Origin of the sequence: Paenibacillus aquistagni (assembly GCF_900177815.1) — a bacterium.
Lineage (GTDB): Bacteria > Bacillota > Bacilli > Paenibacillales > Paenibacillaceae > Paenibacillus_B > Paenibacillus_B aquistagni.
Genome location: NZ_FXAZ01000006.1, coordinates 189,734 through 214,284 on the forward strand (window position 1 = coordinate 189,734; position 24,551 = coordinate 214,284).

The following is a 24,551-nucleotide window of genomic DNA, read 5'->3' on the forward strand; positions in this document are numbered from 1 at the left end:
AATGAAGATACAGGCTGAGGCAAGAGCGGCAGCTTGGAGAGCGAAGCGAGGCTTGCGAACCTTATCGCCGCTGCAGCGCGTCAAGCACTGGAGCTGGGTCATGGTCAGAACCGTGCTGATTGCAGGCTTCTGCTTTGTCATTTTGTATCCTCTCTTCTTTAAGCTGTCCGTGTCCTTTAAGGATCGCTTAGACGTGTATGATACTACCGTCTTATGGATACCGAAGCACTTTACGCTGGATACGATTCGGATCGCCTTCGAAGCGCTCAATTATCCAAAGACCGCGCTCAACTCTTTGCTGATTGCAAGCGTGTCTACGATTCTGCAGGTCATCTCTTGTGCGCTTGCGGCCTTTGCCTTTGCAAGGCTTCGCTTCAAGGGCAGCGGCGTGCTGTTTGCTGGCGTGATCTTTACCATTATCGTGCCGGTTCAGACCTTGATGGTAACGACCTATTTGAATTATCGCTATTTTGATATTTTTGGCTTAATTGAATGGATAACTGGTGAAAAAGGCGTCAATTTGCTGGATAGCTACTGGCCCTTTATTCTTCAGTCGATTACGGGCATGGGGATCAAGAGCGGGCTATTCATCTTCATCTTCCGCCAGTTCTTTCGCGGCATTCCGGTCGAGCTTGAGGAGGCGTCTTACATTGACGGCTGCTCCGTGCTTCAATCCTTCACCAGGATCATGCTGCCCAATGCGATTCCCGCCATCGTGACGGTGGTGCTGTTCTCCTTCGTGTGGCAGTGGAATGACAACTATTATGTATCCTTGTTCCTCACCTCGACCGACGTCTTGTCAACGAAGCTGCCCGTCATGTGGGCGTCATTCTCGTTGAACGATCCGCTGTATGCTTATCTGGTGAAAAATGCTGGGGAATTGCTGTTCATCGCACCCATCATCATTCTATACATCTTCGCTCAGCGATACTTCGTGGAGAGTGTGGAGCGAAGCGGATTAATCGGTTAATCCGCTCAGCTTGCGCCATTCTAGCGAACAGATGCAGCCCTTAGCCGCGAGCGGGATTCATGCGTGCTGTCGCAATAAAGCCTCGTTCTTCTACGCTCAGCTCTTACACGCTGAGCTGGAAAGGACGAGGCTTGTTGTCGATTCACAAGAAAGGGTGTGTTCTGGGCTAGGCGGCTATCGCTGCTGCAGCCTTTCATTAACCTCCTGTATGGCCTTATTGAGACCGAGCGCCTCATAGCGCTCAACCGTCCGATGCCACATGGCTACAGGGTCCTCATTGCTTATGGTGACCTTTATTAGATCCTCCAGCGGATTAATGAGTGTGCCGAGCTTGTCTTTGGCTGGAGTGGACAGCGAATTAATCTTGTGATAGGTCGGGGTTGCTGTCGCATGATTCAGCTGCCATTCCATCTCATCCAAGCTTTTTTGAATGTTGTGATCACCGTAATTAATGCGGTTTGTCTGGTCGAAGCGAAAGTTGCGATCCTTCCCCCAGGATGCAAGTGAACGAAAGATGGATATTGAAGGATAGGTTCGCTCCAGATCAACAAGCCTTCTTTTCTGTTCATCGTAGGGTCTTGTGATGATAATGCGATCATTTTCTTTATAATAATCGACGCCTTCAAGTCCATAGCTGGTGAGCATCTGCCCTTCTGGGGACAAGAGATAATCGTATAAGCGAAGAATCCGTTCCATCTTCTCATCGCTGACCTTGGCGTTGAAGAAGGTTTCCGACCAATAGGTCTGAGCCGCATAAAAATAGCGATGTCCATCCTCTGTTGGCCACAGATGGAGAATATCGACAGCATCGTAGAAGCTCACATCAGGGTGAAGCTCATTCCAGCGCTCCTCAAGCTTGCTTAGGCTGTCTGGCGTTGCTTTATAGACGAGTGCGCCGGCTTCTTCATTTACAAACTTGTGAATCGCATCTTCTTCCTTCATATAATAAAAATCCTGATCCAGCGTGCCGTTTGCGTAGAGCTCTCGAAGCTGGACGACCACCTCATCCATCTTCTTTGATGCGTAAAAGGGAATCCACCTTGTATTCTCGAACACCCACTGCTCTGTGGCGAATTGCGGGAAGGTGGAACTGAATGCCCATGACAGCATGTTCATGCCTGAAGCGGTAATCCCTACGATCGATCGGGGCTCGTCCTTCGGTGATCGGTTGGAAAAGGCAGTCAGCATGTTGGAGAACTGCTCGAAGCTTGAGATATCCTTCAGCAGGAGATCGTTCATCCAATCCTGGCGCACAAACAGGACACGCTCAAGCATCCATAATCGGTTCGTCGGATAACCGATACGCGGGAGCATATAGAGCTTGTTATCTTTCTTGAGCAGCTGAATGTCCGGAATCTGTGCGATCTGATCCACATAAGGGTAGGGGGTCAGATCCTCGGGCAGGGGCTTGATTAATTGATGAGTAATCCACTCGTTATAGATTCCTGGTGAATCGCTCGCAATGGAATGAGCGAATACATCAGGGAGCTTGTCTGTTGTCGCCCACATTTGCAGCTTCTGCATGTAGTCTGAAGCGGTGATGTTCACAGGCTGAATGGATAGATTGAACTTTTGCTCGATCATCTGAAGAATTGGATCTTTGCGCTCAAAGGCGGTATCGATATCCCAGAAAGCCATCGAGATGACAAGATGGTCTTGAACAATGGAATGCTCTTTATACGCAGAAGCAGCGTCTGTTGGTTCATTGTGATTCATGGGAGCAGCTGTGTACTCCTGGGAGACAAGCACGATCGGCATAAGCAGCAAGGCAGCGAGAGTTAGTACAACAGATCGAAATGATCGAAAGGATCGAAAGGATCGAAAGGATCGAAATGATCGAAATGAAGACATGGAAAGTCCTCCTGACCAACGCAAATAGGGCTGCGCGGAGTGGCAATAGTGATGTATTTCCATTATAGAAGGAGGTGGCATGATTTGTCAGTATGATTTGGTGATGTGAGCGATTACGCTGCCAGCAAGAATCTCAAGATCAATGTAATAGGAAATGGCCAATTAAGCACCAGCCAGCTAAGCTTATGCCGTAAGCCAAGGTACATCACAGCGCAATTAGAGCTTGTTATGTACAATGGGAGGCATGTGCACGTTATAATTTTTACTAGCTAGCATGCTATAAAGGGGATATTATGCAACTACAAATCACTACAGATTATGCGGTTCGTATTATGCGTTATTTGCTGCAGCACAAGCATCAGCTGTCGACGGCAAAGGATATGTCCGTGGAGCTTGGCATTACCTATCAGTATTTTATGAAGGTGATCAGGCGCTTGCGAAAAGCGAAGCTGGTTCAATCGGTGCAGGGCTGTGATGGCGGCTATCGAGCGCATCCGGATGCCGCCCACGTGACGCTTTACCAGATCGTTGAAGTGATGGAGGGGCCGCTTCGGATCAACCGCTGTCTCGAAGATGATTGCTTCTGCAATCTGAACGCAACCGCCACCTGTGATGTTCGCCGCATCTTTGCGGGGCTGCAGAAGGATCTAATTGCGAAGCTTGATGCGATTCGAATCGCTGACATAGGCAGCTGAAGGCTAAAGCAAGTAAAAATGGGCATGGGATACAGACGATAAGGTACTAGACCTTATTGATGTGTGGTTCATTCTAGAGGAAGAATGATCAGACCCATGTATGCTGTGTATCATATCATGACCTCACCTTTACTCATACGTAAAGGTGAGGTTTTTATTTTTTATATGTAACCGGGAAGACCTCATCATACAGCCTTTAAACGCGTCATTGCGGGATGTTTGATTCAAGCTATTGAAGAAAAGCCACATATGCTATATTATGATATTGATAATCATTATCAGTTAATTCGAATCAGAACCTCTCATTTCGAACATATAATAGGGAGAAAGGCAGAATTATGATGTCTAATAAAATACTAGCGGTTATTGATAGCACGTCCTTGAGTCAGCAGGCCATCGAAATCGCGTTTCAAGTTGCTCAGAAGAAGCGGACCGCGCTGGATATTGTCTTTTGTGAGCATCATCATCGGTCTATCTTTAACTTTGGCTTTACCATGATAGCCTCGCTCTCATATTCCGGCTATGTGCCGATTGATCAATATGCAGCAGAGGATCTGCTGGTCATTCAAGCGGAGGATCAGGATAAGTTGAATCAGCTTCAGCGCGATGCTGTGCTTGCAGGCATCGATGCTTCTATATTCCGGGTGGAGGGGAGCCCATCTCCGGTCATTGCCGAGCTGACAGAACAATACAGCTATAAGCTGATTGTGATAGGAGATCGAAGGGTGCAGAGGAATCGCAAGCGATTATTCAAGCATGTCAGACGCAAAATGGAGCAATCACCGCGCTGCCCCATCCTCATTATGCAATAGTCCTCAGTGGCAGCTCAGCATGGCCCAGGACTTTAGCTTGGGTGTGAATCCGGAGACCTTCGAGATTGAGAAGGCTTTGTAGAAGCCGATGACCGATTACAAGGTGCTGTCAGCGGATCGGCTGGTGCAAGCCGCAACCTTCGGCAGCGATCCCAAGGTCATGGCCAACTTCTCCGATTACGACTTTTGCTTATGGAGTAGAGACGATTAAGGCCGGCAGCGCGCTGATCATTGATGGGGATCATAAGACCGTGGTGGCACCCGCAGACCAATAATCGCATAAGGCAAGCAAAGGCATGGACATGGGTTCCATGTCTTTTTTTTGTGTAGGAAAGGGTTGAGGTTAGATTTGTGAATTGATCAGCGATAGCGAGCACGAGAATAGGCAAGAATGCTAATGTTCATGACGGTCGGAAGCAGAGAGCAGAATCATGGCAGCGAACGGGTCTCGTGATACGCAAGACGCCGTCTTGGTTACTTATATATATAAGTGTTTACAAACTCGTATATATAAGTTATATTGTTGTTGTAAGCGGTACCACCCCTTTTATAAAAAGTTAAGTCGATCGCTTTCATGTATAAAGTCAGAGTGAGGAGATGACCACGATGAGTAAAAATTATTCAGAAGCCGCCAAGCAGATTATTGCGTATATAGGCGGCAAGGACAATATTGAGCAGGCCGCGCACTGCGTAACCCGCTTGCGGCTTGCCCTCAAGGATGAGTCAAAGATTGAGCAGGAGAAGCTGCAGGGCATTGATCTTGTCAAAGGCGCATTCATGAACGCAGGCGTGTACCAGATCGTCATCGGTCCTGTTGATGTAGAGCGCGTCTATGCCGAGATGATCGGACAGACGAAGATGCAGTCGGCTACTATAGCAGATGTGAAGGAAATGGGCTCGACGAAGCTGAATCCGATGCAGAAGCTCGTCAAGATCTTCTCCGACGTCTTCATGCCGATCCTGCCAGCGATTATAACGGCAGGTCTTCTGATGGGGATTAACAACCTAATCGGCGCTAAGGATTTGTTTTTTGAAGGCAAGAATTTGCTTGAGGTCTACCCGAATCTTGGGGGCTTGTGGGATTTAATCAATATGATGGCGAACACCGCCTTTGTCTTCTTGCCGGCGCTTGTGGGCTGGTCTGCAACGAAGCGATTTGGCGGAAGTGAGATTCTTGGTATCGTACTCGGACTATTACTTGTTCATCCTGATCTTCTGAACGCATGGAACTATGGTCAAGCCGCTGCTGGAATCGATGGCGCGAAGATCCCGTACTTTGATATTTTCGGCGTGTTTTCGATTGAAAAAGTGGGCTATCAGGGGCAAATCCTCCCGATTCTCGTTGCAGCCTATGTATTAAGCAAGGTTGAGCTTTGGTTGAAAAAAAGAGTGCCTAGCGCGATTCAATTGCTTGTTGTGCCGATTACCTCTATCGTCGTAACAGGATTCTTGGCGCTAGCCGTGATCGGTCCTGTCACTCGTCACATTGGTAACTTGCTTGCAGACGGTATCGTCTATGTGTTTGACTTTGCGCCTGTTGTCGGTGCGCTGTTGTTCGGCGCTTTGTATGCGCCGCTTGTCATCACAGGCATGCATCATATGTTTATCGCGATTGATCTGCAGCTAATCGCACAGAACGGCGGCACTTTTATCTGGCCGATGATTGCGCTATCCAACATTGCACAAGGCAGCGCAGCGCTTGCGATGTTCTGGATCGCGAAGAAGCAAAACGATAAGAGCATGGCTTCGACATCCGCGGTATCCGCGTACTTCGGCATTACCGAGCCAGCCTTGTTCGGTGTAAACCTAGCGAACAAATTCCCGTTCTACGCTGCTCTTATTGGATCAGCAACGGCGGCGATCTTTATCACACTGAATCACGTGCTGGCGCCAGCTATTGGGATCGGAGGTTTGCCTGCCTTTATCTCGATCATGCCGAATTCAATGATCAGCTTCTTCATCGGCATGGCGATTGCGGTCGTCGTTCCGGTCATCTTGACCATACTGATGTCGCGCTCGAAGCGCTTGAACAGCAAGGCCTAAGCCAAAGAGAGAAACATTTGGATAGGAGCAAGTAGAGGAGAGATTTTCATGAAGCAAGAAAGCATGCACAACCAACTGGAGCTTTTAAATAGAGAGATTACAACAAAGCAGCATTCACAGCAAGTCGAGCCTGCCAATCAACCGGAGAGAGCCGCAGCTGGCGAACAAGCTGCCAAGCAGGATTGGAGACGATCTGTCGTGTATCAGATCTATCCGAAGAGCTTTAAGAACAGCGGCAGCGGGGCAACGGGGGATCTGAAGGGCATTACGATGAAGCTCGACTATCTGCAGAAGCTCGGGGTGGACTATATCTGGATTACGCCCATCTATAAGTCGCCTCAGCACGATAACGGCTATGATGTGAGTGATTATTATGCCATTGATGAGAGCTACGGCACGATGGAGGACTTTGAACGCTTAGTGATGGAGGCAAAAGCGCGCGGGATCGGCATTATGCTGGATATCGTCGTCAATCACAGCTCGACTGAGCACGAGTGGTTCCAAGCCGCGATCAATGATCCTAAGAGTCCTTACCGCGGTTATTATATATGGCGCGACGAGCCGAATCACTGGGAATCCAAATTCGGCGGCTCCGCTTGGGAGAAGGATGAAGCCTCAGGGCAATATTACTTGCATCTTTTTGACAAGACGCAGGCGGACTTGAACTGGGAGAATGAGGAGCTTCGCCAGGAGATTTACACCATGATGCGCTTTTGGGTAGAAAAAGGGGTCAGCGGCTTCCGTTTGGATGTGATTAACCTCATCTCTAAGGATCAGCGCTTCCCGGATGAGATCCGTGAGGATGGCAGCTATGGGGATGGCCGCAAATGCTATACAGACGGTCCTCGCATTCATGACATGCTGCAGGAGATGAACCGCGAGGTGTTCCAGGGCACTGATCTGCTGACGGTAGGAGAGATGTCCTCCACCTCCATTGATTACTGTGTGAAATATTCGAATCCGGATCGTCAGGAGCTGTCGATGACGTTCAGCTTCCATCACCTGAAGGTGGATTATCCGAATGGAGAGAAGTGGGTCAAGGCGGACTTTGATTTCGAACAGCTGAAGCGCATTATGTCAGATTGGCAGATTGGCATGCATGCGGGTGGAGGCTGGAATGCTTTGTTCTGGTGCAATCATGACCAGCCGCGCATCGTGAGCCGCTTTGGCGATGATGGAGAATATCGCGAGCGCTCTGCGAAGATGCTGGCCACGTCGCTGCATATGCTGCAGGGGACGCCTTACATTTATCAGGGTGAGGAGATTGGCATGACGAACCCTCATTTTAACGAGATAGATCAGTATCGTGATGTCGAGACGCTCAATATGTACCGTTTGTATCGTGAAGAAGGGCGTACGCATGAAGAGCTGATGGATGCCATCAAGCAGAAATCGCGCGACAATTCACGAACGCTCATGCAATGGGATGATTCTATTCATGCCGGCTTCACGGAGGGAGAGCCTTGGATTGAGGTCGCTCCGAACTATAAGCATATTCATGTGAAAGAGGCGCTTAGCCGCGAGGACTCGGTGTTTTATTATTATCAGTTGCTCATTCAGCTTCGCCATGAGCTTGGCGTGGTGACTGAAGGCCGTTATGAGCGAATTGATCAGGCCGATCCGCAGGTATGGGCTTATGCACGAACAACGGAGCAGGACGCGCTGCTTGTGCTGTGCAATTATTACGGGACAGAAGCAAGCTTTGACATGCCGGAGGAGCTGAAGGCCAGATTCAAAGGCTGGAGAAGTCGCATTTTGATTCATAATTGCCAAGGAGCGAGCGAATCGTGGACCTCACGAATTCCGCTGCGGCCGTACGAATCCATCGTGTATTATTTGGAGCGATAGAGATGAATCAACGTGCTCGAATGTGATACGATAGTTCTATCGAGAACGATGGTAGGGACGAGGGATTGCATGATGAGCAAGTATGAGCAGATCATGGAAGAGATCATTGAGCATATAGAAAGAGGGAAGTGGAAGGACGGGGCGAAGATCCCGTCTGAGACGGAACTCATGGGCATGTATGAGGCAAGCCGCGGAACCGTGCGCAAGGCTGTCGATCTGCTGCAGGAGCGCGGTTATATCCAGAAGATTCACGGCAAGGGAGCCTTTGTGATTCACAAGAAAAATATCGAGCTCAGCTTTGGCGGCATCGTCAGCTTTAAGGAAGCGAACGAGCGGTTTAAACGCGGCTATACGACCTCGGTCAAGGAAATTCACAAGCTTAAAGCCGATCGAGACACAGCCAAGCTGCTTGGGGTAAAAGCGAAGACGGAGCTTGATCTGATCAAGCGTGTAAGGCGAGTGGATGGCGAGAACGTGATATTGGATGTAAATATGTTCGTATCCGATCTTGTGCCAGGACTGACGAGAGAGATTGCCGAGAACTCAATCTATGCGTACATCGAGCATACGCTGAACCTTCAGATCAGCTACGCCCGCCGTGTCATCGAGGTGCAGCCGTGCAGCGAGGATGATCGCCAGTATCTGGATTTGAACGGGACGGAATATGTGGTCGTTGTCAAAAACTTTACGTATTTGTACGATGGAACGCAGTTCGAATATACGGAATCGAGAATGCGGCTCGACAAATTCTATTTTTCCGATATCGCGCGGAGATCTTAATGTGAACTGCAAGTTGAGCAGCTTTGCTTATCAAGAAGGACTTGTTATCGCTGGTGCGAATGTATAGCTCACAGGATTTCCCCGGGACATTCGCACCAATTATTTTACAAATAATTCTAGAGTGATTACAGATTTGTAATATTTGTCGTTTGAAAATATCTGTATAAAGGCATGTATGGATTTTTATGTTATAATTAAAGGTGATTTTTCTACTTTTTAACCAAAATTCGCAGTCGCACCTTACGTAGGTGCGTGGATTGAAATGACCAACGTTGGCCGCGCCATCGGCACCATGATCTTCGTCGCACCTTACGTAGGTGCGTGGATTGAAATAACTTGATTAAAATCATGTATACCGATATTCCCCAAAGTCGCACCTTACGTAGGTGCGTGGATTGAAATCGTCCCTACTTTGGCAGTGTGGATGAATACCATTTGTCGCACCTTACGTAGGTGCGTGGATTGAAATAGTTGAACATATGCTTACTCGTATCAAAGAGAGCGTCGCACCTTACGTAGGTGCGTGGATTGAAATAGGATCTCGCTAGTACGATGGGGAATATGGCAGACCGTGTCGCACCTTACGTAGGTGCGTGGATTGAAATACTGAGCACGGTAGGACCGTTGTAGTCGATGTCAGTCGCACCTTACGTAGGTGCGTGGATTGAAATGAAAGAACGACCGCAACTTTGCTGTTGGTGACATAGTCGCACCTTACGTAGGTGCGTGGATTGAAATTCCGGATTAACTGGCGGAGGATTGCCGTCCTCTAGTCGCACCTTACGTAGGTGCGTGGATTGAAATTTTATCAAATAGCTGCTATCGTCTACCTTAATGAATAGTCGCACCTTACGTAGGTGCGTGGATTGAAATTACCTATTAGGCTTTGTTATCCGCGCCGTTTGTCTTGTCGCACCTTACGTAGGTGCGTGGATTGAAATATACGCAAATTAATGTCAAGATCCAGATACTTAAGTCGCACTTTACACAGGTGTGTGGATTGAAATCGATCATATCTAGTTGTGTCTTTACTTAGCAGCTCGTCGCACCTTACACAGGTGCATAAGCCAGCTCACAGCCTTCAACTGCAACTCAACACATAAAAAGGTGCACTCTCCGCGCAAAGGAAGAGTGCACCTTTTTACTATCACTTCTTATTCTCTATCGCTTACACGTTGCGCTACAGCGATTTTACTTCAAACAACTCCTGCGATACGCCTTGCATAAAGGCGGTCGGTTCACCCGCATGGAAGATGGTCAGCTCGTGCATGGCACGTGTGCAAGCAGTGTAGAATAGATTGCGCTCGCCTTCGTCGTTGAATTGCTCAGCGGAGGCGTTGTAGATGACTACCGCATCGAACTCAATGCCCTTCGCCAAGTAGGTTGGAATAATGACAAGCCCTTTGCTGTAGGAACTGCTTTCCTTCTCGACCAAGCGGAAGGGCAGACGATCACCAATTCGCTCCGCTGCTGCGCGCGCCTCCTGAACCGTTTTACAGATGATCGCGATGGTTTGATGTCCATCTGCCTCAAATGCCTTCACCTGCTCCACGATGGCCCCGGTAAGTGCTTCTTCGCTCTCAACCGATACCACGAGCGGCTTGCTGCCGTCACGGTTAAAGGCCTCGATCGCTTCGCCATCCGGCAGCAGCTGCTTGGTGTATTCTACGATTGGGCGAGTAGAGCGATAGCTTCGATAGAGGCGAATCGTCTCTTGCGTATCGTCTGGGAACAGCGTCGAGATATCCGTGAGCCCGCCTTCGTGAGGGAAGATGGTTTGATTGCCATCCCCAAGCATGGTCCAGCGTGCACGCGGGAACAGCTGCTTGATAAAAGCAATTTGGAACGGCGAGTAATCCTGTGCCTCATCGATAAAGACATATCTGACGAGCTTGTTGGACTTAAAGCCCTCCAGCAGCTCTTTAAAGTACAGATATGGCGTTGCATCCTCGTAAGCCATCTGCTTCTCATCCATGCGCGCCAACGCTTGCTCGCAGATCGATGGCCAGTTCTGCGGCACATCGCCTTGTGTCGCCGCCCAAGCGAGCAGCTCTTTATACATGCTCGCCACATGAATGTAGGCAAGGGATCTGACCCGGCGGAACAGCGGCTTGAAGTGCTGGCGAACGACATACTGAGCGAGCAGCTTCTGCTCACGGTCAAAGTCGTCAAACGTATCTTCACTGAACTGCTTATTGCTCATCAGCTTTTTATAAAATTTATCGTATTCCTCTTTATCGAGGAATTGAATCTCCTGCTCGACCCAGTCCTCTTGAAGCTCGCGCTTCTCAAGCTTCTTCAGCTCGCGTATGAGCCAGCTTGTGACGTCCTGCAGCCGATTCGGAATCGACTGTTTGGGACTCAAGCTATAGAAATAAGAAGAGATCGCTTCTGCATCGATCAAGACACGTCCCTTGAACTTCAAGCTGCGGAATATCATGCCTTCATATCTAAGCCGTTCTACAAATTGATCAATCGTCTGCATAAAACGCAAAGAGGATTTGTACATAATGCCGTCCATCCGTATGCGAAAAGCCTCATCCTGCCCAGCGGTCAGCAAATACTCCAACTGATCAAATGGATTCTCAAGCTTATATTTCTTGCCGATCATATGCTCGATATATTGCTGGAAGGTTGTTTGCTGCATATTCTCCTCGCCAAGCTCCGGCAGTACGTTGGCTACGTAGCTGTTGAACATTTGGTTAGGGGAGAAGAGAATAATTTGGTCAGCAGTCAACGTCTCCCGGTTCTGGTATAGCAAAAAGGCGACTCGCTGCAGGGCGGCAGAGGTCTTGCCGCTGCCTGCGGTTCCTTGCACAAGCAAGAGCTTGCTCTTCTCATTACGAATAATGAGATTCTGCTCCCGCTGAATCGTGGCCACGATGCTCTTCATCTGATCGCTGGCGTTGCGCCCAAGCACCTGCTGAAGCAGCTCGTCACCAATGGTGATGCCGGTATCGAACATGCTGCGAATCTGTCCGCTGCGTATCACAAATTGCCGCTTAAGCGCAAGCTCACCGGTGATGGTGCTGGTTGGCGCCTGATACTGAGCAGGGCCGATGGAATAGTCGTAATACAGGCTTGAGATCGGCGCGCGCCAATCATAGATCAGGAATTGCTCGCTTTCCTTGTCATAGAAGGAACCGATGCCTAGATAGACCTGCTCGGCAGCCTGATCGCCTTGCTCGACAAAGTCGATGCGGCCGAAGTAAGGATTCTCCTTCAGCTTCATCAACAGCTTGTGCTGATTGTAAGCCTGACGATGCGTCCGCTCACGCTCGGAGAGAACCTCGGCCTGCTGTCGCATGCTTGCAGCGGTCTCTATGGCTTCATCCTCGTTGTCTAAGTTCACCGTGACATCATCCCAGAAGTCCTTGCGGATCGAGACAATTTCCGTTCTGACCGATCCGACCTGCTCGCCTAGCTTCTGCTGTTCAGCTTCTACTTTCTCAATGACGGTATCCACGCGTTCTTGTTCGTTCTGAAGCTCAAGCTCCCAGTTGCTCATCCCGATCTCTCCTTTGCATGGTTGGAATAAAAAAAGCATTGACAATTATCTGAATCACAAGTACAATATAATTAAAGGAACAAAAATAATGGAATACTTGTGTTCAAAATCATAAAAATGAGCGTCCTGCTCACTTTATCATAACGTTACAGCTTCGTCAAGAATGCGATCTTTATAAGACCACCGTGGGTGGTCTTTTTCTGTTATACGGACAGTTCAGAATGTGCTTTAGCTGCCTCCAGTAATGCAGAGGTAGGCGTAATACTTTACATCAGCAGGCAATCAACGCAAGCTAGTCAACCAGCGCAAACTAACGATCAGCGCAAGCCAGCCAGCGAACTATGTTCACGAGTTGGGGCGCATCTAATAAACAGGCGGCCACAACAAAAGGCGACGATACGGATCGCCGCCAGTCTGCTGTACCAATAAACATTTGCTTCGTTTATTCGATTCTATTCATACGCGAAGCCGATTTATTTATGATAATGAAGGGCTCCAATGCCTAGTTCAAGTGCTGCTTCGTGAATGGATTCACCTGTTGTGGGATGCGCAAAAATCGTATGGATGACCTCTTCCTCTGTGATCCCGTTTTGGATGATGAGGGTAAGGGTGCTGATGAGGGCGGACGCCTCAGGACCGATGATGGACGCGCCAATGATGGTGCCAAGATCGTTATGCTTGATTAATTTAACGAAACCTTTGTCCTCTCTCATCGTCAACGCCTTCCCATTCGCTTGAAACGGAAACTTGCTGATCGTGATCGGCAGGTTCTGCTGCAGCGCCTGCTGCTCTGTTAGGCCGACCGAAGCAATCTCGGGCGAGGTGAAAATAACATTTGGCACCATATCGTAGTGGATAGCAGCTGCCTTGCCTAAGATATGATCGATGGCGCTTGTGCCTTCATGAGAAGCCACGTGAGCGAGCTGGATCCGATTTGTGACATCGCCGATGGCATAGATATGTGCGGCAGATGTCTGCAAATGCTCATTCACAGCTATGCCTTTTCCATTATCGTTAATAAGAATGCCTGCTTTGTCGATATCCAATCCTTTGAGGTTAGGCTCTCTTCCAATCGCGACCAGAACCTTTTCACTCGTCATGAACCGTTCTTGGTTCCCTTGCTCAAACACGATGACGGCATGGCCATCTTGATCTTGTTCGATTCGGGTTACCTTGGCGCCGGTATGAACATGGATGCCTCGTTCCTTCGCAATGGTGTTGATTTCCTCGGATACGTCTTCATCCACCATGGTCAGCAGTCGATCGCAATACTCGATGAGGTTGACCTTGATTCCAAAATTAGCGTATATAAAAGCAAATTCCATCCCGATGACGCCGCCGCCAATAATGGTGATGGAGGAGAAATTCTCCTTCTGCTGCAGGGCTGTCGTACTGTTCAGGACGAAATCATGCTCGATCCCCGGCAGATTCAAATTGGAAATGGTGGAGCCTGTTGCAATCAGCGTATGGCTCGCCTGGATGGTGTATTCGTCCTTCCCTTGCTTGACGAGCACCTGCTTGTCGTCGATGAAGGAGGCGCTGCCACGGATCAAGCGCACTCCGTTTTTATCGAGAAGATAGTCGATCCCTGATACAAGCGTATCTTTGATCTTATCCTTTTGCTCCGTAACTTTAGCCATATCCATCTGAATGTTCTCAATGGTAATGCCGAAGTCTGCTGCCTTTGTCGCGTTATGAAACACTTCTGATGAGCGAATCAGCGCTTTGGTGGGGATGCAGCCTACGTTGAGACAGGTACCGCCAAGCTGATCTTTTTCCACGATCACCGTCTTTAGGCCCTGCTTTGCCGCATAGATCGCGGCCACATAACCGCCAGGTCCTGCGCCAATGACGAGGACATCAGCCTCGACCTGCTCCTTTTTACCTTGAAGCAGCCCTGCAAAATAGTCCAATTTCGGTTTGACAGGTGCTGTCTCGTCGGTGTCCATGTTAAGCAATACCTGATTGATGATGACCTCATCGCCTTCTTCAACCATCAACTCCTTGATGATGCCGGCATATTTTGACTCGAAGGGGGTATTTCCCTTATTGGTTTCGAGTTGCAATAATTCTTGTCCGATCTCCACTTGATCTCCAGCAGTTACGTTAATTTTGCCGACTTTTGCCGTCTTCGCATGACCGGAGAGCTGTTCGAGCTTAATATCCAACGGAGCTGCCTCCTTTGCTCACTCAAGATGTCAATAGAGAGAACTGCTGGATCAAGCAGCTCTCTCTCGTTTTCTATGAAGCTGCTCAAGCAGCGGTTTACTTGAAGTCTTGTTCAAATTCGTCAATGGAATCCTTCAGCAGGGTGACGGAGTAGGCCATGCTTGGACCACCGCCGAACGCTACCGCTACCATCGCGGATTCGTTAATCTCCGCTCTTGTGGCTCCAGCTTCGAGCGCCTTGTATACATGGAAGACGATGCAGTATTCGCAGCGATTGTAGATGGCGACAGCAACGCTAATCAGCTCTTTCGTCTTGGTGTCGACCGCTCCCTCCGCATAGTTCGTTCCCAGCAAATTCATAAATGCGTTTACGTGCTCGCCATTGGTCTGGGATAGGGCAGACAATCCATTTGTGAAATCCTGCAGCATTTGTCTAACATCTTTTTTCATGTTTATCGCTCCTCAATAAGTAGTGAAAATAATCACAAAATAAGGGAAAGAAAAACTTTACACTGCAATAGTTGCTATGTAAAGTATTTGAGTTTAAGGTATCATATCGAATGAACGATGTCAAATTCAGTCGTTCTTTTTGGCCACGTTTTGAACCATGCTTTGGAGGACTTCTTTGAAGATAGACAGCTTTTCTTGTGAAATCTGTTGAATCGCTTCATGATGGAAGGCTTGGCCGAGGGGAAGCAATTCTTCGCGCAGCGCTTCACCTTGCGGCGTCAGGCGGACGCGAATGATTCGTCTGTCTTTTGCATCTCTTGTTCTTATGCATAGATTTTCTTTTTCCATCCGATCCATGAGTCTTGCAATAGAGGATTCTTGAACATTCATTTTGAGAGAGAGATCCTTCTGAATCATCCCATCTTCGGCGCCGATGAAGTAAAGGGCCATCCACTGCACGCGTGTCGTCCCGCTCTTCTCTAATCGATTGTTGAACGCATCGACTATTTTCTTGGAGGCCGTATTGGTGATGAAGCAGATGCAGTCGTTCAGATCAAACATAAAATTCTCCTTTCGCCGTACAGTTGGTGTCAAACATGAATTATACCATAGGAATCCCGGAAAGCATTCATGGATGATGAAGCTTGGAAGAGGAGCGGATGCTACGAGCTCCATGTTCGACAGGTTAAAGGCTCAGCTCATATGAAGAAAATGCCTGCTTTTTCCTCCAGGAATAAATTCACCTGAATCAGTTCATATCCTGCGGTATAATGAGAAGCAGATCTCCTACTCGTATCGGATATGCTTTCGCTGAGACTGACCATGGGACCGTCTCGCTGCTTGAAGCGGCCATGGCATATGCAGGAGCCACAACGGTGTATTGCCAGCTGGTCGAAGCGCTGGGGCTGAAGGTCGCATGGGATGCGGATGCGAAGCAGCGTGTAATTGCGATTCAAGGAGATTGAGCGATGGCTTTTTTTAGAACCAAGGAGATGACAGCATGTTAGACAAAAGCATACCTTATTATCGCATTCTGCTAAAGCGCAAGCCGGGAACGGACATTCCTTATGCAGCGCTGCCGGAAGGCTATACATTCGTTCGTTATGAACCGGGAGATGAAGAAGCGTGGGCAGGCATTGAGACGTCCGTGCAGGAGTTCGAGCAAGAAGAAGATGCGCTGGCTTATATAAAAGAGCATTATGCACCATTTACTGAGGAGCTTAAGCGCCGCATGCTCTTTGTGCAGGATGAATCGGGGAGCAAGGTCGCGACCTTCACGGCTTGGTGGAATTATACGGGGGAACGCAGATATCCGTTTATGCATTGGGTGGCGGTAAAGCCTGAGGCGCAGGGAAAAGGAATCGGCAAAGCGCTTATTGCGCATGGCGTACAGCATATGATCCATGTCGAAGGGGATGTGGCGATGTATATCCCCACGCAGACGTGGAGCCATAAAGCGATTCGCCTGTACCGCTGGGCTGGCTTCGACTTTGTCGTCGATGAGCCGAAGCCCGGAGGCTTTGAGAATCAGACGGAGCAAGGAATTGAGATTATACGAGGACTGCTTTAATCGTGCGGGCGGCCACATATTCAGCACAGATACGATGGTCTGTTTTGTTACATATCATATAGGCAATGTTGAACCTAAGGCTGCATATGAAGTGATCCGTATGCAGCCTTTTTCCTATAATAAAAATCGAGATATTTTTGCTATGTCGGATGAAGATTTATAGCGGTTGATCATATTCGAAGTCAACGTGATGGCTGTCAAAATAAATCAGGTCTCTATCGCTGAATTGCCAAATGGCCTGAAGATGAGTAGGCTGCTTGATGCCATTGGTTTGCTCATAATCGTCGAATCTAACCAGCCAAGGAACCTGTTGGTACTCCCCGTCTGTAGAGATGAGTGCACGATCCTCTGTTGTGAAGGAGAGCAGCTTGCCGACGGCATCAAATGCAAATACGCCACTAGCAGAGCATCCATCGTGAGTTATCGTTGCCTTTGCATGGGTATCATCGATCGACTCCCATACGATATACGGCTGCAAAGCCGCGCTCGGGATCATCAAGGACTCGGCTAGGAATGTAACCAGGGCAGCCTGATCCATCTCATCACCAGTTTGATGAAAGAGGGTAAACCCCTTTGCCAATACGCCTTTCATGCTCCCGCTGCCATGAATGTAAGTGTCTAAGCCTTGAAAAGGAATTCCGTACATGGCGGTGTCGATGAAGGCGAGTCTCACAGGCTCTTGTACGAAGTTGAATTGGGTGTAATCAATGGAGATGGCGGGTTTGTCTGGCGACAGGATAAAATCCACCTTTTTAAAGGCGGCTTTCATGTAAGACATCTTAGGCTGTCCTAAGTAGCCGCTGTAATGAAAAAAGCGACGAACAGGAGCTGGGAGCGCTTCAATATCCTCTGCCGCGAATTGGTCTTGTGAGATGGAGCTGCGATCCATCTGCGCTTGGACCGTTCGTTCGAATTCATGGCGGGTTTTAGAGTAAGGAAGCTGAAAAAAGACAGCAGCCCCCAAGACGATAACGGCAATAATGCCAAGTGTAGTCCACAATATAAGCTTACTCCTTCTCTGTTTCATGTTGTCGTGACTCCATGAGGTTGATGTTCTCCGCTAACTGCATGATTCCCTTGTATAAAGCGTCAGTACGCTCCTCGCTGAAGCCTTCGAATAAATGCTTCATAAATTGTCCCTCTTTTTCTGCTCTCGTTTGGAAGTAGACCGCGCATTTGGGAGTTAGATGAATTCGAAATATTCTTGCGTCATGCTCATCTTTCATCAACGACACAAATCCTCGTTTTTCAAGCGCGACGGCCATCTTCTTTACATTCTGGCGGGAGTAGCCAATCAATTCCGCCACCTCGCTAATGGTCGGTGATGCGTGCTCTGATTTGAATATGACAGCAATAAACAACCACTGCTTCAAGGTTATATGCTCGTCGAGCTTGTCGCCAAGAGCCTGCAATCGATTGGCCAAGGCAAGAACTCCGCCAAAGATATAAGCTTGCTTGTCCATCTGATTCAATCTTGTACACCTCCTTTGAAAAGAAAAAAGGTAACTGGTTACTTTTAATGATAGGCAACCAGTTACCTGTTGTCAATGCTCGTAAATGTTTAGTTGGATCGCAGCTATTAATACACTTCGACAACGAATTCCGCCCAGCTCGTGCTGGAAGGACCATGCTCTGTCGTAGGGATGTAATGAGGACTGTATACCGTAATTAAATAATAGCCTTTGTCTTGAATGTTTAATGTCCCTTTGAAGGCTTGGTCTTTAATTGGCACCTTCACTTGATTGATTTCATCGAAAAAGTCAAAGGAATTTGCTGCTTTTTCATTGTACTGCTGGATCGAGAATGTAAGCTGATCAAACTTATCGTTTTTGGCAAGAATTCGACCGCTTGCTTCGATTGCCTTTCCTTGAGGGATGCGAACATAACCAGTCGCAGGCTTATCGAAGGCAATATAGTTTTTGCCCTCTTCGAAGATTCGGACAGGGGTCGTGCTGTCGTCTGCGACCTTCCGGAATGCCGTTAGATACTGATCTCCAACGGAGACCGCGGTTAGCATCAGAGGGTTTGGCCCAGGGCGAAGATCAAGGGTAAACTGCATTCGATTGTAGATCCGACCATCAAGGGAAATGTCTTTTTGCACGATGCTGGCACCGTCATTGCCGCCGCTCCACGCACCGCCATCCAGAGGAGTCATAATCTGTGGCGTATACAGATCCTTTTGATAAAGCACGGTGAAGGTTGTGTTTTCTTTCTCGGTGTCCCACTTCGGCTGCAGCACCTCAATGACTTTATTGCTCCACTTCAGGCTAACCTGCTGATTGGCCGTCTCAGGTGAGATGCCGAGGTACGTCAGCGCACGGATAGGAACATAGGTTACTCCGCTAGTAATGAAAGGCTGTGGGATCTTAACATCTTGGATCGCATGGCCGTCTGCGCTGTACACCTTATCAGAGCCTACTTGAAAGATTAGCTCTTGAAAGGGAGGACGAAGTTCGCTGTCCATGACCATCTTGACCTGCTTGGAAGCGGGAATCCATGTAACAGACTTTGCAGCGCCCGTAGCCCGCAGCGTACGAAGCGGAACATAGACACGGCCTTCTTTTAGAATAGGCTTATCCAAGGACTTGGCTTGCCCATCAAGCTTGGCCTGTCCATTGTTCAAATTAACGGTAAGCTCATGGGGAACCCGATACATCTTGGCGATATCCTGATTCGTTGATGGTGTATGGGCTTCAGGAGCTGCTTGCGCAGCAAAAGCACTGGTTCCGATGCCAAAGGCCAGCAAAGACGCCATCAGCATTGCCATACTTTTCTTCATGTAATCGTCTCCTTAAAATCTAATATTTACCTACATGATAGTTAGACGTCCATTTTTTTAAATGGTTGCAGGATAGGATTTACAATTGGCTGCACTTCGTGTATGATCTATTTTAACAAATATCTAATTAGATGATTATCAAATTTATTAGGGGACAGGGTGTGAATGGGATGCAGCTGGATAAGGTCGTACTGTATCATAAGGCGCTGGCAGACCCGACTCGGATTCGACTGCTGATTCTGCTGGCAGGCGGAGAATTGCATGGGCAGGCGCTGGCAGAGAAGCTGGGCGTGACACCTGCTACGGTAACCCATCATGCGGCTAAGCTTCGAGAAGCGAGTCTGATTGCAGAGCGCAGGGATAAGAATACCGTGTATTTTTCGTTGAATGATTATTTTCTGAAGAACAATGCGCAAGCCGCGCTGAACTTAATCTATCGCCACGGACGCGAAGAAGGAGGGAACGAAGAGATGTCAGAAGAGAACAAGAAGTTCAAGGATTCGGTGATCCACAATTTCTTTACGGCAGACGGGAAGCTTAAGAGCATTCCGGCTCAGCTCAAGAAGAAGCTGGTTGTGCTGGAGCATATGGTGTCACAGCTCGCCTATGGAGAGCAATATCCAGAGAAGGAGCTTAATGCCTTTATTAAGCAGTATCACGAGGACTTTGCGACGATCAGGCGGGAATTTATTATGCACCAGTTTATGTTCCGCGAAAAAAATGTGTATGAGCTTAATCCACAGGAGATGTGGGCGAAGTGGGAAGCACTAAAGTAAGGCTGAAGCGCTGCATCAAGGCAAGCGGTGCACAGTATCGATTCAGATGAACCATCCTCCGACTGTTCTTGACTTGGGTTATCATGCGCGCAACTTGGAATAAAGGTCATGAACATGATGCATCATCAGGTGGAGAAAGTTGACATGCCAAGATTAGCTATGTTATATAAAAGGTAGTGTTAGCACTCTTGTTGATAGAGTGCTAATTGTGAAAGGCATAAGAAATGCATGTTGTTGTCGTGCAACCACGTGTTATGCGGCAGCTTAAGACCATTGATGGATTGGAAAGGGGAACAAAGCATGGCTAAGAAGCAGTTTCAAGCAGAGTCGAAGCGACTACTCGAGATGATGATCAACTCGATCTACACACAACGCGAGATCTTCTTAAGAGAACTGATCTCCAATGCAAGCGATGCGATTGACAAGCTGTACTACAAGGTGCTTGCGGATGAGCAGCAGGAGTTCCATAAAGAAAACTATTTCATTAAGATCACGGTTGATAAAGACAACCGTACGCTTACGATCTCGGATACAGGGATCGGGATGACGAAGGAAGACCTTGAGAACCATCTCGGCGTGATCGCGAAGAGCGGCTCCCTTGCCTTCAAGCAGGAGAACGAGATGAAGGAAGACCATACGATTATTGGTCAATTCGGGGTAGGGTTCTATTCCTCCTTTATGGTCGCTGATTCCGTAACGGTCATTAGTAAGGCTTATGGCAGCGATGAAGCATTCAAGTGGGAGTCCGAAGGCGCGGATGGCTACACGATCGAGCCTGCAGCGAAGGATACGGTCGGTACTGACATTATCCTGAAGATCAAAGATAACACTGAAGAGGACCAATACGACGAGTATTTGGAGCAGTACCGCTTGAAAGCGATCATTAAGAAATACTCTGACTTCATCCGCTACCCGATCAAGATGGATGTGACTGTAGAGCGTCCGAAGGAAGAAGGAAGCGAAGAGCTGGAGTCTCATATCGAAGAAGAGACTGTGAACAGCATGATCCCGATCTGGCGCAAAAATAAAAGCGAGCTGACCGATGAAGACTATACCAACTTCTACAACGAGAAGCGTTATGGCTTCGATAAGCCGCTGAAGCATATTCATATTAGCGCGGACGGCGCGGTGGTGTATCGCGCCATTCTATTTATTCCAGAGAATACGCCATTCGATTACTATACGAAGGAATACGAGAAGGGCCTTGAGCTGTATTCCAACGGCGTGCTCATTATGAATAAATGCGGCGATCTGCTGCCTGACTACTTCAGCTTTGTAAAAGGGATGGTCGACTCCGAGGACTTGTCCTTGAACATCTCCCGCGAGATGCTGCAGCATGACCGTCAGCTGAGCTTGATTGCCAAAAATATTAAGAACAAGATCAAGAGCGCCTTGCAAGGCATGCTGAAGGACGAGCGCGAGAACTATGAGAAGTTCTACCAAGCCTTTGGCAGACAGCTGAAGTTTGGGGTGTACAACGACTACGGCATGAACAAAGAGGATTTGCAGGACCTGATTCTGTTTACATCCTCGAAGGAGAAGAAGCTGGTCAGCTTGGACGAGTACGTATCCCGCATGCCAGAGGACCAAAAATACATCTATTACGCTGTCGGCGATTCCGTTGATCGCATCGAGAAGCTGCCGCAAACGGAGATGGTCTTGGATAAAGGCTACGAGATCCTCTACTTCACCGACGATGTTGATGAATTCGCGATCAAGATGCTGATGCAGTACAAGGATAAAGAGTTCAAGTCCGTATCGAGTGGAGACCTTGGCCTTGATAACGAAGAGGACAAGGAGCAAAGCGAGAAGGAAGCGGAGAACTACAAAGCAATGTTTGACTATATGCAGGAGCGTCTGCAAGGCAAGGTCAAGGCGGTTAAAGCCTCGAAGCGCCTGAAGAGCCATCCGGTCTGCTTGTCCACAGAAGGCGAGCTTTCCATCGAGATGGAGAAGATTCTGAAGGCGATGCCGAACAGCCAGGATATTCAAGCGGACAAGGTACTGGAGATCAATGTGAACCACGAGGTGTTCAAGGCGCTTGAGCAAGCGATGGAGCAGGACAAAGCGAAGCTTGACCTGTACACAAGCCTGCTGTACAACCAAGCCCTCCTAATTGAAGGCCTGCCGATTCAAGATCCGGTTGAGTTCACGAACGAGATCTGCAAGATCATGGTGTAATTCGATATTCAAAAGGCTAATAAGAAGGCTCTCCATCGTACATGGATACATGACGATGGAGAGCCTTTTTGCATTGATGCACAAGTGAAAGATTATTCTGCAAACAACGATACTTTCTCGAAGCCTGCATCAGAGATGCGGATCAAGCCCGTATCGGAAATATGCAGCGTTGGAATGACGACCAACGCGAGCAGGGACAGCGTCATGAACGCATAGTTCATCGTGCAGCCGGCATCAACAAGCGCTTGGCTGATCGCTTCGGATTGCTCGACAACGCTCTCGTATGGAGCCGTTGACATCAGCCCTGCAAGTCGAAGCGGAAGCTCGGTCAGCTCGCCGTTCGAGGCAATGGCGATCCCGCCTTGCATGCGGATGACCGCGTTGGCGGCTTCCGCCATCAAGGCATCGTCATTGCCGATGACGAGCAGATTGTGGCTGTCATGCGCAACGGTCATCGCGAGCGCTGCCGGGCGATGGAAGCCGACGTTGCCGACAAGTCCGTAGGCCTTGTTGCCGTTGCGGCCGTGGCGCTCGAAGATCGCCATTTTACAAAGCGTCGTCTCCGGTGTAATGCTGAGCTTGCCGCCCTCGACTGGCACCTCCGTGAACACTTCCTCTGTCTCGACGTGATTCTCGCGCACCTCAGCGACACGTACCTTCACGTTGCCGCTAGCGACAGGTGCTTCGATCTCAAAGTCTGCAGGTGTCAGCTCACGATTCAGCTTCACGGAGTTCACCGCGAATTCCGGATAGTCGAAAGGCTGAAGCTCGACAACCATGCGTCCATGCTCAGCAACCACATCGCCGCGTGCGATTGTCATCACCACATTCACATCTGCCAGGTTGCCGTCGAGCAGGATGATGTCAGCAATCGTACCCGGCGTTACCGAGCCGACATCACGAGCTACTCCGAAGCGTTCTGCCGTGTTCAATGTCGCCATTTGGAAGGCGGTAACCGGCTTTACGCCCTGCTGGATTGCGTGGCGAACGATGAAGTTCATATGGCCTTCCTCCATCAAGGAGTCGCAGATACGGTCGTCCGAGACGAGAATCATGCGGCGGGAATCAACGCCCATTTCGGTGTGCGCCTTGATCGTTGCCTCCACGTCATGCCAGGCCGAACCGCGGCGCATCTTCGCATAGATGCCAAGGCGCACGCGCTCCACGACATCCTCAGGCTTCACGCTCTCGTGGCAGCCGGATACGCCTGCCGCCGCATAGGCGGACAATCTCGGATCATGGACGGGCCATGTATAGTGGCCATCGACCACGCGGCCGGCCCGAAGCGTCGCTTGGATCTCACCGATCATTTTTGGATCGCCGTACACGACCCCAGGGAAGTTCATGACTTCGCCAAGCGCGATCATATCGGGTCCCCAGCTTAGCGCTTCCGCTACTTCCTCAGGGCCAAACTCAGCGCCAGACGTTTCAAACTCTGGATTGGTCGCAGGCACGCAGGATGCAACCTGCATATAGGCTGCCATTGGCGTTTGTCTCGCTTCATCGAGCATGATGCGAAGGCCGGGCAATCCGAGTACATTAGAGATCTCATGCGGATCGAAGAATCCTCCGGTAGTCCCGAGCGGCAGCACCGCATTGGCAAAGGAGGTCACGGACAGGAGGCTGCTCTCGATATGGCAGTGTCCGTCGAGCAGCCCTGGTGCGATATATTTGCCTGCCGCATCTATGACGCGAGTCGAGTCATCAATCATGCTCTCGACATGTGGTCCTACATAAGCGATGCGCGTGCCGACGACAGCGACACATGTATTCGGGATAATTTCGCCTGAGGTCACGCTGACCAGCTTCCCATTGCGAATGTAAAGCGTTGCTTTCTTCTCCCCGCGCGCAAATGCAACCATATCCGGAATGCAGTCGGCTAGGTGTGGTCTTCCATAAGCAGCTTGTTGTTGTTCAGTCATCATGCTTGTCCACCTTTCAATCTCGTTATATGTCTTATCTTACATGTGAAATCACGAACATTCCAGTAGATTTCTTCCAATATCGTTCACTTTTTGAACAAGTGTTGTTGTGGAGAGGTTATCGGTAGCCTCATTTAGACAGACAAGCGGAATAAAGGTATAGTTAGTATAGTCTTAAATTAATCATAACTTAGTGA

The 24,551-nt window shown here is 48.9% G+C and carries 19 protein-coding genes and 1 CRISPR repeat array; of the genes, 10 read left to right on the forward strand and 9 right to left on the reverse strand.

Annotation, left to right across the window (positions count from 1 at the left end; translation table 11 throughout):
• Window position 1 precedes the first annotated feature (1 nt).
• Entirely contained in the window at window positions 2-970 is a 969-nt protein-coding gene (locus B9Y93_RS19310; RefSeq protein WP_085497185.1) for a carbohydrate ABC transporter permease, read from the forward strand.
• 174 nt (window positions 971-1,144) lie between these two features.
• Here the strand turns inward: B9Y93_RS19310 and B9Y93_RS19315 are convergent, their stop codons facing one another.
• A complete protein-coding gene (locus tag B9Y93_RS19315; RefSeq protein WP_176228984.1) occupies window positions 1,145-2,821 on the reverse strand; it encodes an extracellular solute-binding protein in 1,677 nt (558 codons plus the stop codon).
• 293 nt (window positions 2,822-3,114) lie between these two features.
• Here B9Y93_RS19315 and B9Y93_RS19320 point away from each other — a divergent pair, with 293 nt between their 5' ends.
• The 5 genes from B9Y93_RS19320 (at window position 3,115) to treR (ending at window position 8,999) form a co-directional block, all read left to right on the forward strand.
• Entirely contained in the window at window positions 3,115-3,516 is a 402-nt protein-coding gene (locus B9Y93_RS19320) for an RrF2 family transcriptional regulator (RefSeq protein WP_085497189.1), read from the forward strand.
• 338 nt (window positions 3,517-3,854) lie between these two features.
• A complete protein-coding gene (locus tag B9Y93_RS19325; RefSeq protein WP_085497191.1) occupies window positions 3,855-4,328 on the forward strand; it encodes a universal stress protein in 474 nt (157 codons plus the stop codon).
• A 606-nt stretch (window positions 4,329-4,934) separates the two neighbouring features.
• Window positions 4,935-6,371, forward strand: a complete 1,437-nt coding sequence (treP, locus tag B9Y93_RS19330) for a PTS system trehalose-specific EIIBC component (RefSeq protein ID WP_085497193.1) — start codon at window positions 4,935-4,937, stop codon at window positions 6,369-6,371.
• 48 nt (window positions 6,372-6,419) lie between these two features.
• Window positions 6,420-8,219, forward strand: a complete 1,800-nt coding sequence (treC, locus tag B9Y93_RS19335) for an alpha,alpha-phosphotrehalase (RefSeq protein ID WP_244903487.1) — start codon at window positions 6,420-6,422, stop codon at window positions 8,217-8,219.
• Window positions 8,220-8,288: 69 nt separating this feature from the next.
• On the forward strand, window positions 8,289-8,999 hold the full coding sequence (gene treR, locus B9Y93_RS19340) for a trehalose operon repressor (protein ID WP_085497195.1): 711 nt from the start codon (window positions 8,289-8,291) through the stop codon (window positions 8,997-8,999).
• Between the two features lie 232 nt (window positions 9,000-9,231).
• A CRISPR array of direct repeats spans window positions 9,232-10,006; the repeat unit is 32 nt; unit sequence GTCGCACCTTACGTAGGTGCGTGGATTGAAAT.
• Window positions 10,007-10,179: 173 nt separating this feature from the next.
• Here treR and helD read toward each other — a convergent pair.
• From helD to B9Y93_RS19360, 4 genes are all read right to left on the reverse strand, one after another.
• On the reverse strand, window positions 10,180-12,507 hold the full coding sequence (gene helD / locus B9Y93_RS19345) for an RNA polymerase recycling motor HelD (RefSeq protein ID WP_085497197.1): 2,328 nt from the start codon (window positions 12,505-12,507) through the stop codon (window positions 10,180-10,182).
• Window positions 12,508-12,980: 473 nt separating this feature from the next.
• A complete protein-coding gene (gene lpdA / locus B9Y93_RS19350; RefSeq protein ID WP_085497199.1) occupies window positions 12,981-14,675 on the reverse strand; it encodes a dihydrolipoyl dehydrogenase in 1,695 nt (564 codons plus the stop codon).
• A 97-nt stretch (window positions 14,676-14,772) separates the two neighbouring features.
• Entirely contained in the window at window positions 14,773-15,126 is a 354-nt protein-coding gene (locus tag B9Y93_RS19355; protein WP_085497202.1) for a carboxymuconolactone decarboxylase family protein, read from the reverse strand.
• Between the two features lie 126 nt (window positions 15,127-15,252).
• On the reverse strand, window positions 15,253-15,687 hold the full coding sequence (locus tag B9Y93_RS19360; protein ID WP_085497205.1) for a MarR family winged helix-turn-helix transcriptional regulator: 435 nt from the start codon (window positions 15,685-15,687) through the stop codon (window positions 15,253-15,255).
• A gap of 209 nt (window positions 15,688-15,896) precedes the next feature.
• Between B9Y93_RS19360 and B9Y93_RS24390 the strand changes: the two genes are divergently transcribed.
• Both B9Y93_RS24390 and B9Y93_RS19365 read left to right on the forward strand, forming a co-directional pair.
• Entirely contained in the window at window positions 15,897-16,091 is a 195-nt protein-coding gene (locus tag B9Y93_RS24390; RefSeq protein ID WP_139829196.1) for a hypothetical protein, read from the forward strand.
• 35 nt (window positions 16,092-16,126) lie between these two features.
• Window positions 16,127-16,696, forward strand: coding sequence for a GNAT family N-acetyltransferase (locus B9Y93_RS19365; RefSeq protein ID WP_085497207.1), 570 nt, complete (start codon window positions 16,127-16,129; stop codon window positions 16,694-16,696).
• A gap of 157 nt (window positions 16,697-16,853) precedes the next feature.
• Here B9Y93_RS19365 and B9Y93_RS19370 read toward each other — a convergent pair whose 3' ends face one another.
• From B9Y93_RS19370 to B9Y93_RS19380, 3 genes are all read right to left on the reverse strand, one after another.
• On the reverse strand, window positions 16,854-17,696 hold the full coding sequence (locus B9Y93_RS19370; protein ID WP_244903488.1) for a DUF6544 family protein: 843 nt from the start codon (window positions 17,694-17,696) through the stop codon (window positions 16,854-16,856).
• A 7-nt stretch (window positions 17,697-17,703) separates the two neighbouring features.
• Window positions 17,704-18,159, reverse strand: coding sequence for a MarR family winged helix-turn-helix transcriptional regulator (locus B9Y93_RS19375; RefSeq protein ID WP_244903503.1), 456 nt, complete (start codon window positions 18,157-18,159; stop codon window positions 17,704-17,706).
• 116 nt (window positions 18,160-18,275) lie between these two features.
• On the reverse strand, window positions 18,276-19,475 hold the full coding sequence (locus B9Y93_RS19380; RefSeq protein ID WP_085497214.1) for a stalk domain-containing protein: 1,200 nt from the start codon (window positions 19,473-19,475) through the stop codon (window positions 18,276-18,278).
• A 170-nt stretch (window positions 19,476-19,645) separates the two neighbouring features.
• Between B9Y93_RS19380 and B9Y93_RS19385 the strand changes: the two genes are divergently transcribed.
• Together B9Y93_RS19385 and htpG are read left to right on the forward strand one after the other, a co-directional pair.
• Window positions 19,646-20,251, forward strand: a complete 606-nt coding sequence (locus tag B9Y93_RS19385) for a DUF2087 domain-containing protein (protein ID WP_085497433.1) — start codon at window positions 19,646-19,648, stop codon at window positions 20,249-20,251.
• A 300-nt stretch (window positions 20,252-20,551) separates the two neighbouring features.
• Window positions 20,552-22,432: a molecular chaperone HtpG gene (htpG, locus tag B9Y93_RS19390; RefSeq protein WP_085497216.1), complete on the forward strand. Its 1,881-nt coding sequence runs from the start codon at window positions 20,552-20,554 to the stop codon at window positions 22,430-22,432.
• Window positions 22,433-22,524: 92 nt separating this feature from the next.
• On the opposite strand, the gene B9Y93_RS19395 is transcribed toward htpG, so the two are convergent.
• Complete coding sequence (locus B9Y93_RS19395; protein ID WP_425320361.1) at window positions 22,525-24,357, reverse strand: adenine deaminase; 1,833 nt, start codon at window positions 24,355-24,357, stop codon at window positions 22,525-22,527.
• Window positions 24,358-24,551 lie beyond the last annotated feature (194 nt).